Here is a 13,507-nt window from a genome sequence, read left to right as displayed (position 1 = left end):
CGGCAGGTAACTCTACCGGGAAGGTCCTACGGGCGTCCGCTCCGTCGGGCTACTTTACCTGTAATGGCTGTCACTACGGCCTGCTGCCGCAGCAGGCCGATGACTGTGCCGGCTTCATCCACGACGGCGTATTCGACGCCGCTGAGCTGCGCCAAATACTGGATCAGTTCCTGGCCGCTGGACGTCCGCGGGACATACGCGCCGTCGGCGAGCGGGGTCGAAACCGCCGTCACCACGGTTGTGAATACCTCGGAGGGCGGCACGGCTGCGGCGGCAGCCGGATCGACAAGACCCTGCGGCCGCCCATCCGGTCCGCAGATCACGACGGCGGGCGTACCGTAGGGTGCCACGCGCAGCACGTCGGCGACGGTGGCCGAGTTCGGAATTCCGACGGCGGGTTCGGCCAAGGCGGCGGCGCTCACCGAGGGGAGGCGGCCGCGGAGCGTGGCCTGCTTGATCGCACCCGAGGCGCCCATCCAGAGGAAGCTGCAGACAAGGAAGGTGATGAGCATCAGGCTGAGATCCGGCGCGCTGCCGCTCAGCAAGGGCAGGACGACGAACCAAACAACCAAGACGATCACGATGACCCGTCCGGCCCAGCCAGCCGCCACCGTCCCTTTTTCCTGGCTGCCCGTCACTTTCCATACCGCGGACTCCACCAAGCGGCCCCCGTCAAGGGGCAAGCCCGGGAGCACATTGAAGATGCCGATCAGCAGATTAGCCCACATGAGGATGTTCGTCAGGGTGTCCCCTACCCCGGTGAAGACACCGGCCTGCAGCAACAGCCAGGCACCGCCCGCGAGGACAAAGTTGGCTGCGGGTCCTGCCAAAGCAACAACCACCGAGCGGCCGGGGGACGCGATGAAGCTCTCGAACTGGGTGTGCCCGCCCCAGAGATTCAAAACGATTTTCTCCGTGGGCCATTTGAAGGCCTTGGCGCTCAAGGCATGGGCGAGTTCATGGACGAGCACGGAAAGGGCCAGGAGCACCGCATAGCCAAAGGCAACCAAGTAGGCGCCGATCCCCAAGGAGTGGTTCCGGATCAGCAGTGCTGGTCCATAGACGATGACCGTGAACGCCGCGATGATGAACCACGAGTAGGCAAGGTACACCGGGATTCCCGCGATGCGACCGAGTGGAATCCCGTCCTTTTTAGCGCTACGGGTGCTATGGCCACGGTTTCCGGGAGTGCTCACTTAATTTGCCTGTCCAAGGAAAGCTCCGGCCGGCACATTGGCGGATGCCCGGGCGGCAACAAGTGCTTCGAGGTCGGCGACCTTCCGTCCGTGAAGGGTGTCCCAAGTTGCCCGGCGGGGGTCCTCGGGCAGTGGCATCTGGTGCGGAATTCCGACCGTGACCACGCCGGAGGCGATCGCGGACGCAACTCCCGGGACGGAATCCTCGAGTGCGACGCAATGATCCACGGTCAGCCCGGGGTCGCTGTCCCGGAGCCGCTCGACGGCGGCGAGGTAAGCCTCCGGGTGGGGCTTTCCTTGGCTGACGGTGTCCCCCGTGATGAGGAACTCGAAGTAGGGCCTGGGAAGGTTGGCCACGACTTCCCGCGCCATGGGGCCTTCGGACATCGTCACGAGGGCACAACGGACGCCCGATTGGTACAGCTCGTCAAGCAATTCCCTGGCTCCGGGCCGCCACGGCACCTCGACGCGAAGACGGTCGATGACCTGGGCGCTCAAGGAGTCAACGATCTCGCGCTTTTCCAGGTTCACTCCAGCCCTTTGGAGAATGCCGGCCGAGTGCATCAGCGACTGCCCTACGAGCTGCATGGCTTGTTCGTGGCCCCAGGCGCCGCCGTGGGACTCTACGAGGGTGCGCTCCGCAGCAATCCAGTATGGCTCGGTGTCCACCAGGGTGCCATCCATGTCCCATAGCGCGGCTTTGAGCAGGGGCTGGGTGGCTGAAGCAAGCATGCCTAAAGTCTACGTGGAACGAGGCGGGGCAATTGCCGCTCTACGCCCGGGGCGAAGTATGGCCACGCCGGTCCCTAACGCCATGCATCGGTGGCGGTGTTGGACGTAGGGTGAGTGAATGAACAGTTTGGACGGAGCCTCTGACGGACAGGCCACTTCCCCGGAGCCTGAGCGCCTTCTCCAGCCTGTAGCCGAAGGCCAGCGCATCACCGTGATGCTGGCGGCTTTCGAGGGTTGGAACGACGCCGGCGAGGCGGCCAGTGATTCCCTGCACTACTTGAACAAGTTGTGGCAAGGAAAGAAAGTGGCATCCGTTGATGCCGACGACTATTACGACTTCCAGTTCACCAGGCCGACCGTTCGACGCACGGCAGCCGGAACGCGCAAGGTGAAATGGCCTTCAACACGCCTGTACAAGGCCAGCGTCCCGGACAGCAACGTCGATGTGGTGTTCGTGCTCGGCACCGAGCCTTCCTATCGCTGGCGCGCCTACACGGCCGAGCTTCTGGTCCATGCCGAAACGCTCAAAGTCGACTACGTTGTCCTGATCGGCGCCCTTCTGGCCGATGTCCCGCACAGCCGCCCGATCCCCGTGAGCACCACCTCGGACGACGGCGGATTGCGGCAGCGCTTGAACCTGGAGGCTTCGCAGTACGAGGGGCCGGTAGGCATTGTGGGGGTATTGGCGGAATTCGCGCTGCTCGCGGGCCTGCCTACGGTGTCGCTGTGGGCGGCCGTGCCGCACTATGTCGCACAGCCCCCCTCCCCCAAGGCACAACTGGCCATCTTGAACAGGATCGAAGATCTCCTCCAGGTGCCCTTGGAAACCCACGCCCTCAACGAGGAATCCGAGGCTTGGGAGCGCGGTGTGGACGAACTGGCCACTGAAGACCCGGAAATCGCGGCCTACGTGCGGCAGCTCGAAGAGGCCAAGGACACGGCTGACCTACCGGAGGCCAGTGGCGAATCCATCGCGCGCGAATTCGAGCGTTACCTCAAGCGCAGGGGCAAGGACAAGCCCTGACAGTCTTGCCGTCAGGGCTTGTCCGCTTCAGCCAGCCTCGGCTTCAGTTCCCGAAGCTCTGCTTCCGCTCCCGCAGTTCCGTTAGAGCTCGACGCCGAGCAATCCGTTGATCGCGTCGCTCACCAGGGCGGAATCAAGCGCGCCGGGATTGGCGTCGGACGCGCTGCTGAGGGCCGCCGCAGCCCAGGCATCGACGGCGGCGACCGCGCCGGGAGCATTGAGGTCGTTGGCCAGCTCGGCGCGCATCCGCGTCAGCAGCTCCGCCGCTGACCCCTCGGGGGCAACGTCCCGGGCAGCCCGCCACATGTTGAGGCGTTCCTTGGCCTGGGCGAAGCCTTCATCGGTCCAGGACCAATCCGAACGGTAGTGGTTGGCCAGGATCGCCAGGCGGATTGCGGCAGGCTCTTCGCCCGCGGCCCGGAGCTTGGACACAAGGACCAGGTTTCCCTTGGACTTGCTCATCTTTTCGCCGTCCAGGCCCACCATTCCAGCGTGGGCATAGTGGCGCGCCAAGGGAACGCCGCTCAGCGAATACGCGTGTCCAGCGCCCATTTCGTGGTGCGGGAACACGAGGTCCGATCCGCCGCCCTGCACAGTGAAGGGAGCCGGCAGGTACTTCTGGGCGATGACCGTACATTCAATATGCCAGCCGGGACGTCCGTCACCGAGGCTTGCGCCGGGCCAGCTCGGCTCGCCGTCGCGGGCAACGCGCCAAAGCAAAGGATCAAGGGGATTCCGTTTGCCGGACCGGCCGGGATCGCCGCCGCGTTCTGCGAAAAGCTCCAGCATTTCCACTTCGCCGAGTCCCGAGATGTCACCGAGGGTCCACGCGTCCGGGCTATCCGAAGCCTTGCCGGCTGCCTCGACGTCGTAATAGACGTCGCCGTCGGGTTCGCCGCCGGTGCCGTGCACGCGGTAGGCGAGCTCGTCCGCAATCAATTTCTCGATAGCCGGGACAATCATCGGGATCGCCTCGACGGCCCCGATGTAGTAATTCGGAGCCAGCACATTGAGGGCGTCCATGTCGGTCTGGAAAAGCTCAATCTGGCTCGCCGCCAGCTCCCGCCAGTCAACGCTGGTGGCGGTGGCGCGCTCCAGGAGGGGGTCGTCGACGTCGGTGACGTTCTGGACGTAGGCAACCCGCTGGCCGCTGTCCCGCCATGCCCGGTTGAGCAGGTCGAAGGCGACGTAGCTGGCCGCGTGGCCCATGTGGGTGGCGTCGTAGGGCGTGATGCCGCAGACGTACATGGATTGCTCCGCGCGTGGCTCGACCTCCACGAGGGCCCTGAGGGCGGTATCGAAAAGCCTCAACGGGGGCATGCTGCCGGGTAGTTCAGGCACAGGGCGGGAGATCCACGATTTCACAGCCTCAACCATAGTGCTAGGCGCTGATGACATTGAAACCGAGCAGTACATAGAGGGCGAGTCCAAGGAGAATGCGGTACCACACGAAGACACGGTAGCTGTGGGTGGAAATGAATTTGAGGAACCAGCCGATGATGATGAAGCCCACAACGAAGGCGATGACCGTGGCCAGGGCTGTTTCCGGAAGGCCGAAGGGTCCGGTGATTCCTTCCTTCGACACCACCTTGTACAGCTGGTACAGGCCGCTGCCGAAGACAGCGGGTATGGCGAGCAGGAACGAATACCGTGCGGCCGCTTCACGTGTGTACCCCATCAAGAGGCCGGCGGTGATGGTTCCACCGGAGCGGGAGACGCCCGGGATGAGCGCCATGGCCTGGGCCAGCCCGTAAAGGATGCCGTGCTTGAAGGTCAATTGGCTCAGCTCGCGTTCCTGCCGGCCGACAGCGTCCGCTACCGCGAGGATCATGCCGAAGACGATGAGCATCGTGGCGACGATCCACAGGCTGCGCAGCACGGATTCGATCTGGTTCTGGAAGAGCAGGCCGAGCACGATGATAGGCAGGCTGCCGAGGATGACCAACCACCCCATCCGGGCGTCGGGATCGTCCCTGGAGACCTTGCCGCGCAGCGATCCGAACCAAGCGCGCACAATCCTGACGATGTCGTGCCAAAAGAAGACGATCACGGCCGTCTCGGTGCCCAGCTGGGTAATGGCCGTGAAAGCAGCTCCGGGATCCGCCGCATTGGGCAGGAACGAGCCGACAATTCGCAGGTGTGCGCTTGAAGAAATCGGAAGGAATTCTGTCAGGCCCTGCACGAGGCCAAGGAAGGCTGCTTCTATCCAGTTCACGTGAATAGACCCTACGTCATGATCTACCCGATCTCCCCGTAAGCTATCAGCTATGCAGCAGCGTTACGTCGGCAACAGTGGGTTTCGGGTGTCCACCCTTTCCCTGGGCACCATGTCCTGGGCGGAAGAAACGGACGAACAGGATGCACGGGAGCTGCTCCATACGTTCATCGCAGCGGGCGGCACCATGATCGATACCGCGGCCTCTTACGCAGGTGGGCAAGCCGAGGCCCTCCTGGGCTCCATGCTGGGGGACGTTGTGGCGCGTTCGGAGGTTGTCCTCTCCACGAAAGCGGGCGTTTCGACGTCGGACGGCCGGCGCAGTGTCGATGCCTCCCGCGGTTCCATGCTGTCCGCACTGGACGCCAGCCTTGCCCGCTTGGGCACCGACTACGTGGACATCTGGTTCGCGCACGCCTGGGACGGCAACGTTCCGCTGGACGAAACGCTTTCCGCACTTGACCTTGCGCTGCGCTCGGGACGCGCGCGGTACGTCGGCATCTCCAACTACAACGGCTGGCAGACCGCCAAGGCTGCGGCCATCGCGGGGTTCACGGTGGTGGCCAACCAATCCGAATACTCGCTCCTGCACAGGAAGCCCGAAGACGAACTCGTGCCCGCGGTCGAGGACGCCGGCCTTGGCCTCATGGCGTGGGCGCCCCTCGGCCGCGGGGTGCTCAGCGGCAAATACCGTGGACAGATTCCTTCTGAATCACGAGCCGCTGAGGGCCGTCTCAGCGGCTACGTCGAAAAGTACCTCGACGCGAGGGGTGCTCGGATCGTCGAAGCAGCGGCAATGGCCGCGCGTGGATTGGGACGCTCCGCCGTCGACGTTTCGCTGAGCTGGTTGCTCTCCCGCCCGGGCGTATCCACGGCCATAGTGGGCGCGCGCAATGCGGTCCAGCTCAAGGAGTTGCTCGATGCGCAGCTGGCGCCTCTTCCCGCTGAAATTTCGCGGGCACTGGAAGACGTTTCAGCGATCTGACCCGGCTGAAACCGCAGCATCACTGGTCAAGGATCTCCAGCTCGTCTTCATCGAGGAGTTCATTGTTGTCCTCGTCGTCATCTTCTTCATCGTCGTCGAACACCTGAAGTGGTGTGACTTCCGAGTAGGCCTCGTATAGTGAGTCCTCATATACCTCAAAGGCATCTGCGACGGCGAAAAACGCTGCCTCCACAGCGGGATCTCCTTCGCCCCGGCGGGCGGAAGCGGCAATCAGGTGCTCTTCTAAGGCGGCTGTCAATGACTGAAGCGCGACACGCGGATCGATGCTCATGACTTCACGTTAGCCCGAAAAAGACGAAAATGGAGAGGGATGAGAGAACAATTTCTGAGCAGTTCAGTGGAGCGTCAGCGGGACTACGCAAGGCAGTACGAGTATCTCGTACTGACTGTCAGCCCTGACGATTCCTTGCCCGAGGCGCGGCGTCGGCTCGTGGAACACTCCGAATATGGCAAGTGGGAACTGGAGCGGAGCATCCTCTATATCGGCGGCGGTCGCCGGTTCTGGCTGCGCCGCAGAGTACTCAACGTACAGCGCACTGTGTAGCAGCACGGCCGAGTTTTCGGGTTCCCCGCTCCAGCTTTCGGGCGTTTCAGCTTTCGAGCGGGCCAAGCCACGCGTTGGCTACCGTGGTGTGCGCTGATTCGTCATTGGAGGGATGGAAGATCCCGGCCAGCACATCGCGATACAGCCGCTCGAGTTCGGAACCCCGGAAGTAGCTTGAGCCTCCGGAAACCCGGATCGCCACATCCACCATGGTCCGGGCGTTCTCGGTGGCCCGCACCTTGAGCCCCACGAACTTGGGAAACCACTGCGCCCCGTGATCGACCAGGGCATCCACGTCACGGGCAACAGACGCCAACTGGGGCTGGATGGAATCCATTGCCATGGCGGCGTCGGCGATCTTCCAGCGGATGTCCGGGTCCTGCGAGAGGCTCCGACCGCCGTATTTGGCCGAGGTCCGGCGCTTGGCGGCCTCGACCGCCAGGGTGAAGGCCCGCTCGCCGATGCCCGTGTAGACCGCGGCAAGCAGCGTTTCGAAGCACGCGAAGATCGCGAAGATCAACGGATCCTGGTTGGGTCCCACTGGCAGTTTCCGGAAGATCCGTTCCGGCGGCACCATGGCGCCGTGGAGGAGCGTGGTGTTCGATTGGCTGCCCCGCATGCCCAGGGTGTCCCAGTCATTCAGTGTCTCGTGGCCTGGCGCATCGCGTTGGAGGAAGCCGAAAACCAGTTCCCCGCTCCCGTCCCGTGCGCCGCTGTCCTTGCCGAAGATGCCGAGGCGGGTCCATGCCGGCGACAGGCTCGTGAAGATCTTCCGCCCGGTGAAGCTGTACCCGCCGTCACGCTGCGGTTCCGCTGTGGTCCCTGAATCAAAGAGCATGGAGTCATTACCCGGCTCGGAAATCCCGAAGGCAAAGACTTCGCCCTGTCCGGACTCTTTGAGGACAAAGTCAAGGGAGTCGTCGCCGCGGGCCGCCAGGACGTGCGCGACGCCGGTCCAGACAAGGTGCATGTTGACGGCCAACGCGGTGGCCGGGGCAGCCGTGGCCAGCCGGCGCTGAAGCGCCGCCGCGGCTTCGAGCCCGAGCCCCAGTCCGCCGTCGGACCCGGGGACAAAGATCTTCAGGTAACCCGCCGCAGCGAGCTCCTCAAGGTCCTCGTGGAAGAAGGAGTTGTTCTGGTCGTAGCCCGCTGCGCGGCCCCGGATGCGGTCGAGCAGCTCGTCCGGCAGGATCTCCCCAGGAATCAAGGCGTTCTCCCTAGTAGTTGCTGAGCAGGGTGTTGAGCACCCTGGATCCGAACTTGAGCGAATCCGCCGGAACGCGTTCGTCAACGCCATGGAACATCCCCGTGAAGTCGAGTTCCTCGGGGAGCATCAGGGGCGCAAAGCCGTAGCCTGTGATGCCGATCTTGCTGAGCGACTTGTTGTCAGTGCCGCCGGACAAGGTGTAGGGCAGCACCTTCGCCCCGGGGTCTTCCGAGTGCAAGGCATCGATCATGGCGTCTACCAGATTGCCGGCAAACGGCACTTCCAGGGACACGTCCTTGTTGACGTAGCTGACGTCCACGCCGTCTCCGGCAAGTTTTTTGACGGTTTCGAAGACCAATTCCTGCTGGCCCGGCAGCGTGCGGCAATCCACCAGGGCTTCCGCCGATTCGGGGATGACGTTGTGCTTGTATCCGGAGCTCAGCAGCGTGGGGTTCGAGGTGTTTTGGAGGGTAGCCCCCACGAAACGCGCTACGGTGCCGAGTTCCTTCAGGAGGGTCTCGGGGTTGTCCGGATCGAACTCGACGCCGGTCAGTTCCGTGACGCCATCGAGGAACTGCCGGGTGGTGGGGGTCAGCTCGATCGGCCATCGATACTCGCCGATTCTGGTGACAGCCCCGGCCAGGCGGGTGATCGCGTTGTCCGTGTTGATTTGCGAACCGTGCCCGGCACGGCCGTGGGCGACGAGGCGCAGCCAGGAAAGGCCCTTCTCCGCGGTCTGCAGCAAGTACGTGCGCTGGCCTCCGATGGTGGCCGAGAAGCCGCCTACTTCGGAGATCGCTTCCGTAGCGCCGTCGAAGAGTTCCCTGCGGTGCTCGACGGCGTAGCGCGCGCCGTGGTTGCCTCCGGCTTCCTCGTCAGCGAAGAACGCGAAGATGATGTCCCGCTTGGGCTTGCGTCCCGTGCGGGCGAAGTCGCGCATGACCGAGAGAATCATGGCGTCCATGTCCTTCATGTCCACGGCGCCGCGTCCCCAGATGAGTCCATCCTTGAGTTCGCCGCTGAAGGGATCCACGGACCACTGGTCCTTGAGCGCCGGGACGACGTCGAGGTGGCCGTGCACCACGAGGGCGCCGGCCGAGGGGTCCTCCCCGGCAGCCGGGTGATGACATTGGCCCGGCCCGGAGCCGACTCAAAGATTTCAGCGTCCAATCCCACTTCATTAATAAGCGCCGCGGTGTATTCCGCTGCGACACGTTCCCCGGGACCGGAATCGTCACCGAAGTTCGAGGTGTCTATGCGGATGAGTTCCTGGCAGATCCGGACTACTTCGTCCTCGGGTCGGATATCAGTCATGGAACTCTCCTTGCTGGCTGGGATGGACGGACTCCGGCGGGTAGGCAGATGGTGCGGACGCTCCCGCGCGCTTCCCTCAGCCTACCCACCGCAGGCTCGTTTGGCCGCGCGCTTTCCTGCGTTTTGGCGCGGAATGGCAGGGTCCAATTGCGGTTGGCAGGCCCCCCTCCAGCTCCGGTTTTTTTATTTCCCCGGAACCGTGTTAGAGTTTTTCTCGCTGCTTCGGAGGAAAGAGAAGCGCCGAGAGGCGCAGAACGAAGGCTCCGAACACCACCTGCGCGGGTGGCGGAATGGCAGACGCGCTAGCTTGAGGTGCTAGTCCTCGAAAGGGGGTGGGGGTTCAAGTCCCCCTCCGCGCACAATTGCAAGGCCTGGAATTATGATAATTCCAGGCCTTGTTTGTTTAACCTGAATTTGCCTTTTCGGGCGATTTGCGGCGTTCATCACATTTACTGAATTGCATTTCCCGCAATTCACCCACGGCAGTGAATCTGGCTCCGAATCTGGCTCCGCGAGGGACGGCGACGGCGGTCGCCCACGTGGGTGACCGCCGTCGTCGAAGCCGTTCCTGAACCTTGAACCTTGAACCTTGAACCCCGAAACGGGAGCCCTACAGCGCCGTCACGGATCCGCTGAAGTGCCTCCTGCCGCTCCGTGGGTTCCAGGCGACGTAATCCGAACGCTCCCACGACCCCGACGCGGAGTGGATGGTGCCGATTTCCAGGGCCACCCGCGCGGGGAGGAACACCGGTGCCTCGAAATTCACGTCCCATCGGAACGCTTCCGACTTCACCGAGCCAACGTCGGCCAGGGCCCGGGATGCAAGGTACATGCCGTGCGCGATTGACCGCGGCAGGCCCAGCGCCTTGGCTGAGAGGAGGCTCAAATGGATCGGATTGAAGTCTCCGGATACGGCGGCGTAAAGGCGGCCGGTATCCACGCCGAGCTGCCAGACGGCTGTTGGTGCGGGTGCCGTGAAGTCAGCCGGAGCGGCGGCCGTGCCGGCCTTATCGACTCCCGGAAGGAAGACCCCCTTGGCCAAATACGTCGACACGCCCCGCCAGAGCAAGGCCCCGTCGTTGCTTGACCGGACTTCGGCGACGACGTCCAGCTGGGTTCCCGCCCTGTGGCCGCGCATGTCCTCGGCCCAGGACCGGACGTCGAGCGGCTCACTGAACTGGACTGCCCGCAATTGCTCCACGTGGTTCTTCAGATGGATCATCCCCAGCAGGGGAAGCGGGAAGTCGTCGCGGTTCAGTACGCTCATGGCAACCGGGAACGCGAGGGCATGGATGAAGCCGGCCGGCAGGGCGTCACTCGCAGTCTCGCCGATCAGGTGCTGGTACGCGGTGAGGTTCGCGACGTCGGCCCGCACCCCGCGGACCTCGTGGCTCCCGTGGGGCAGCGCGGTGGCTGTCTGGAATCCCAGCACCCTCCGCCGTGCCGCCGTCGCCGCCGCGTTCACGTACAGCTTCGAGAGGGACGGCAGCTCCCCCAGGATGAGCGGTTGTTCCGTGCTCATGCACCCACCAGGTTCTGTCCGCAGACCCTGAGCACTTCTCCCGTGATTCCAGCGGCCGCGTCCGATGCCAGGAACGCAATTGCCTCTGCCACGTCCCCGGGCAGGCCGCCCTGCTGCAGCGAATTCAGCCTGCGGGCCACTTCCCGGGTGGCGAAGGGGATCCGGGCGGTCATGTCGGTCTCGATGAAGCCGGGCGCGACGGCGTTGATGGAGCCGCCGCGTTTTGCCAGCAAGGGCGCCGTGGCCCTGACCATGCCGATCACTCCCCCTTTGGAAGCGGCGTAGTTGGTCTGCCCGCGGTTGCCGGCGATACCGCTGGTGGAGGCGACGGACACGATCCGCGGGGTTTTGTGGAGCTGGTCAGAGCCCAGGAGTGCCTCGTTGATTCTCAACTGCGAGGCGATGTTCACGCCGATGACGGAATTCCAGCGGCCCTCATCCATGTTGGCCAGGAGCTTGTCCCGGGTAATGCCGGCATTGTGGATGACGATGTCGAGGCCGCCGTGGCGTTCCACTGCGTGCTCGATGATCCGACTCCCGGCGTCCTCGGCCGTGATGTCCAATTGCAGGGCAGTGCCATGGACCTCGTTGGCGACGGCGGCGAGGTGGTCGCCCGCAGCGGGAATATCCACCACCACCAGCCGGGCGCCGTCCCGGTGCAGGGTCCGCGCGATCGCCGCGCCGATTCCGCGTGCGGCTCCCGTGACGACGGCTACCTTCCCGGCCAGGGGCTTGTCGGCATCGGAGGAAAGCTCGCCGGCGCCTGAGGTGACGGTCAGGAACTGGCCGTCCACGAACGCGGACCGGCCGGACAGGAAGAAGCGCAGCGCACCCAGCGTGCTGGGGCTCGTGGTGCCGGCACTGTCCCCCAGGAGAATGCCATTGGCCGTGGCACCTGCCCGGAGTTCCTTGGCGAGGGAACGCAGCAGCCCGTCGACGCCTTGACGACCGGCGGCAACCGCCGGGTTGGCGGCAGAGGCGGAGGTGCGGGAGATCGTGACGACCCGGGCGCCGGGGGCCAAATCGCGGAGCGATGGGGCCGCGGTGAGAACGGGTCCGGCAAGCTCTTCCGGGTGCTCGACGGCGTCAAGTACCAGGATGATCGCCCCCAGCTTTTCCTTGGGCAATGCAGAACGCCGGACGTCGAGGCCCCAGCCCACGAGGGCGGCAGCCAAGTCGTCGGAGCCGGCGGCCCGGCCGTTGCCACTCCCGAGCACAAGGACCGGACCCGGAACCAGCGGTTCTCCCGCTTTGTACCTCCGGAGCACGGCAGGTTGGGGCAGGCCGAGCTTTTTTGCCAGGTCCTTGCCAATCCCGTGGCTGACAAACTGTGTGTATTTGTCCGTCATGCCGGCTACCGCCCTTCCGGAGCGGAGTAGGCCTCAAGGATCGCGACGACGCCCTGCCCTCCGGCTGCGCAGACGGAGATGAGTCCGCGCGCGGGACGGCCGTCCACGGGGCCGTTGTCGTGGAGCATCTTCGCCAGCGAGGCGACGATCCGTCCGCCGGTGGCGGCAAAGGGATGTCCGGCGGCGAGGGACGAGCCGTTGACGTTGAGCTTGGCGCGGTCGATCTTGCCGAAGGCACCATCCAGTCCCAGCCGGGTACGGCCGAAGTCCTCGTCTTCCCACGCGGCGAGCGTACTCAGGACGGTGCCCGCAAAGGCTTCGTGGATTTCGAAGAAGTCGATGTCTTCAAAGGACAGGCCGTTGCGTGCGAGGAGTCTTGGTACTGCAAAGGCCGGGGCCATGAGGAGTCCGTCCTTGCCGTGGACGAAATCGACGGCGGCCGCCTCGCCGTCGACGACGACGGCCAGCTTGGGAAGGCCCGGGCGTCCGCCCATTCCTCAGTGCCGAGGAGAACCGTGGAGGCGCCGTCCGTGAGGGGGGTGGAGTTGCCGGCCGTCATGGTGGCCTCGGCTCCAAGGCTCTTGCCGAAGACGGGCTTGAGGGTGGCCAACTTCTCCATGGACGTATCGGGCCGGAGGTTCGAATCACGGCTCAGCCCACGGTACGGAGTCACGAGGTCATCGAAGAAGCCGCGTTCGTAGGCCGCGGCGAGGTTGTAGTGGCTATTGAACGCAATCTCGTCCTGCGCCTCGCGGCTGATCTTCCATTGGGCCGTGGTCAGCGCCTGATGCTCTCCCATGGAGAGGCCTGTCCGCGGCTCCCCGGTGTTCGGAGCGTCCGGGGCGAGGTCCTTGGGACGCAGCCGGGAGAGGACCCTGAGCCGATCGGGCAGGGACTTGGCGCGATTGAGGTCAAGCAGGATTTCGCGGAGGCCCTCGCTCACGGCAATAGGGGCATCCGAGGCAGAGTCGACGCCGCCGGCAATAGCCGAGTCGATCTGGCCCAGCTTGATCTTGTTGGCAAGGCCCAGGACGGTCTCAAGGCCGGTGGCGCACGCCTGCTGGAGATCGTAGGCAGGCGTCTCCGCGGAAAGGGCCGAGCCAAGCACCGCTTCGCGCGTCAGGTTGAAGTCGCGGGAGTGCTTCAGGACGGCTCCTGCGGCGACCTCGCCGATCCGCTCCTCTTGAAGGCCGAAGCGGGCGATCAGCCCGTCCAGTGCCGCCGTCAGCATGTCCTGGTTCGACGATTTGGTGTAGGCGCCGCCGGTCCGGGCAAAGGGGATCCTGTTCCCGCCGACCACCACGGCCCTGCGGAGTGTGCCCGGGGTTGCGGGGGATTCGTGTGGTGCGCTCTCGGAATGTGCTGCTGCAGGCATGCGTTTCTCCTTATGATCACATC

At 64.5% G+C, this 13,507-nt stretch carries 11 protein-coding genes, 1 tRNA gene and 2 pseudogenes; 4 read left to right on the top strand and 10 right to left on the bottom strand.

The annotated features are described in order from the left end of the window. Positions 1-26: 26 nt before the first annotated feature. A complete protein-coding gene (locus tag ABD742_RS09395; RefSeq protein WP_234749325.1) occupies positions 27-1,196 on the bottom strand; it encodes a site-2 protease family protein in 1,170 nt (389 codons plus the stop codon). Further along, on the bottom strand, positions 1,197-1,928 hold the full coding sequence (locus tag ABD742_RS09390) for an HAD family hydrolase (protein ID WP_234749327.1): 732 nt from the start codon (positions 1,926-1,928) through the stop codon (positions 1,197-1,199). It lies immediately after the preceding gene. A gap of 118 nt (positions 1,929-2,046) precedes the next feature. On the opposite strand from ABD742_RS09390, the gene ABD742_RS09385 reads away from it, so the two are divergent. Continuing rightward, complete coding sequence (locus ABD742_RS09385; protein WP_234749329.1) at positions 2,047-2,952, top strand: PAC2 family protein; 906 nt, start codon at positions 2,047-2,049, stop codon at positions 2,950-2,952. An 81-nt stretch (positions 2,953-3,033) separates the two neighbouring features. Here ABD742_RS09385 and mshC read toward each other — a convergent pair whose 3' ends face one another. Both mshC and ABD742_RS09375 read right to left on the bottom strand, forming a co-directional pair. Further along, a complete protein-coding gene (gene mshC, locus ABD742_RS09380) occupies positions 3,034-4,317 on the bottom strand; it encodes a cysteine--1-D-myo-inosityl 2-amino-2-deoxy-alpha-D-glucopyranoside ligase (RefSeq protein WP_234749331.1) in 1,284 nt (427 codons plus the stop codon). Positions 4,318-4,333: 16 nt separating this feature from the next. After that, the gene (locus ABD742_RS09375; RefSeq protein WP_234749333.1) at positions 4,334-5,167 is read right to left on the bottom strand and encodes an undecaprenyl-diphosphate phosphatase; all 834 of its coding nucleotides are present in this window, start codon (positions 5,165-5,167) and stop codon (positions 4,334-4,336) included. 52 nt (positions 5,168-5,219) lie between these two features. Here ABD742_RS09375 and ABD742_RS09370 point away from each other — a divergent pair, with 52 nt between their 5' ends. Beyond that, a complete protein-coding gene (locus ABD742_RS09370; protein ID WP_234749335.1) occupies positions 5,220-6,152 on the top strand; it encodes an aldo/keto reductase in 933 nt (310 codons plus the stop codon). A 19-nt stretch (positions 6,153-6,171) separates the two neighbouring features. On the opposite strand, the gene ABD742_RS09365 is transcribed toward ABD742_RS09370, so the two are convergent. Continuing rightward, on the bottom strand, positions 6,172-6,444 hold the full coding sequence (locus ABD742_RS09365; RefSeq protein ID WP_234749337.1) for a hypothetical protein: 273 nt from the start codon (positions 6,442-6,444) through the stop codon (positions 6,172-6,174). Between the two features lie 39 nt (positions 6,445-6,483). On the opposite strand from ABD742_RS09365, the gene ABD742_RS09360 reads away from it, so the two are divergent. After that, positions 6,484-6,717 carry a DUF5703 family protein gene (locus ABD742_RS09360; RefSeq protein WP_059389241.1) on the top strand — a complete coding sequence of 78 codons (234 nt, stop codon included), beginning with the start codon at positions 6,484-6,486 and terminating at the stop codon, positions 6,715-6,717. A gap of 46 nt (positions 6,718-6,763) precedes the next feature. Here the strand turns inward: ABD742_RS09360 and ABD742_RS09355 are convergent, their stop codons facing one another. Beyond that, a complete protein-coding gene (locus ABD742_RS09355) occupies positions 6,764-7,924 on the bottom strand; it encodes an acyl-CoA dehydrogenase family protein (protein ID WP_234749339.1) in 1,161 nt (386 codons plus the stop codon). 10 nt (positions 7,925-7,934) lie between these two features. Continuing rightward, positions 7,935-9,238, bottom strand: a pseudogene (locus ABD742_RS09350) (M20/M25/M40 family metallo-hydrolase). Positions 9,239-9,514: 276 nt separating this feature from the next. Here ABD742_RS09350 and ABD742_RS09345 point away from each other — a divergent pair. Further along, a tRNA-Leu gene (locus ABD742_RS09345) sits at positions 9,515-9,597 on the top strand. A 251-nt stretch (positions 9,598-9,848) separates the two neighbouring features. On the opposite strand, the gene ABD742_RS09340 is transcribed toward ABD742_RS09345, so the two are convergent. The 3 genes and pseudogenes from ABD742_RS09340 to ABD742_RS09330 form a co-directional block, all read right to left on the bottom strand. After that, positions 9,849-10,760 carry a MaoC family dehydratase gene (locus ABD742_RS09340; protein ID WP_234749343.1) on the bottom strand — a complete coding sequence of 304 codons (912 nt, stop codon included), beginning with the start codon at positions 10,758-10,760 and terminating at the stop codon, positions 9,849-9,851. Continuing rightward, positions 10,757-12,109, bottom strand: coding sequence for a 3-oxoacyl-ACP reductase (locus ABD742_RS09335; protein ID WP_234749345.1), 1,353 nt, complete (start codon positions 12,107-12,109; stop codon positions 10,757-10,759). The genes ABD742_RS09340 and ABD742_RS09335 overlap by 4 nt, the downstream gene beginning before the upstream one ends. 5 nt (positions 12,110-12,114) lie before the next feature. Further along, positions 12,115-13,484, bottom strand: a pseudogene (locus tag ABD742_RS09330) (acetyl-CoA C-acetyltransferase). Between the last annotated feature and the right edge of the window lie 23 nt (positions 13,485-13,507).

Origin of the sequence: Arthrobacter ramosus, assembly GCF_039535095.1 — a bacterium.
In the GTDB taxonomy this organism is placed as follows: Bacteria; Actinomycetota; Actinomycetes; order Actinomycetales; family Micrococcaceae; genus Arthrobacter; species Arthrobacter ramosus.
This window is presented reverse-complemented; position numbering and strand designations above follow the sequence as displayed.

What these genes read in the sequence shown, in the direction of transcription:
- ABD742_RS09385 (WP_234749329.1), top strand. Translation starts at nt 2,047, where the DNA reads ATGAACAGTTTGGACGGAGCCTCTGACGGACAGGCCACTTCCCCGGAG.
- ABD742_RS09365 (WP_234749337.1), bottom strand. Translation starts at nt 6,444, where the DNA reads ATGAGCATCGATCCGCGTGTCGCGCTTCAGTCATTGACAGCCGCCTTA.
- ABD742_RS09340 (WP_234749343.1), bottom strand. Translation starts at nt 10,760, where the DNA reads ATGAGCACGGAACAACCGCTCATCCTGGGGGAGCTGCCGTCCCTCTCG.
- ABD742_RS09370 (WP_234749335.1), top strand. Translation starts at nt 5,220, where the DNA reads ATGCAGCAGCGTTACGTCGGCAACAGTGGGTTTCGGGTGTCCACCCTT.
- ABD742_RS09360 (WP_059389241.1), top strand. Translation starts at nt 6,484, where the DNA reads ATGAGAGAACAATTTCTGAGCAGTTCAGTGGAGCGTCAGCGGGACTAC.
- ABD742_RS09335 (WP_234749345.1), bottom strand. Translation starts at nt 12,109, where the DNA reads ATGACGGACAAATACACACAGTTTGTCAGCCACGGGATTGGCAAGGAC.
- ABD742_RS09390 (WP_234749327.1), bottom strand. Translation starts at nt 1,928, where the DNA reads ATGCTTGCTTCAGCCACCCAGCCCCTGCTCAAAGCCGCGCTATGGGAC.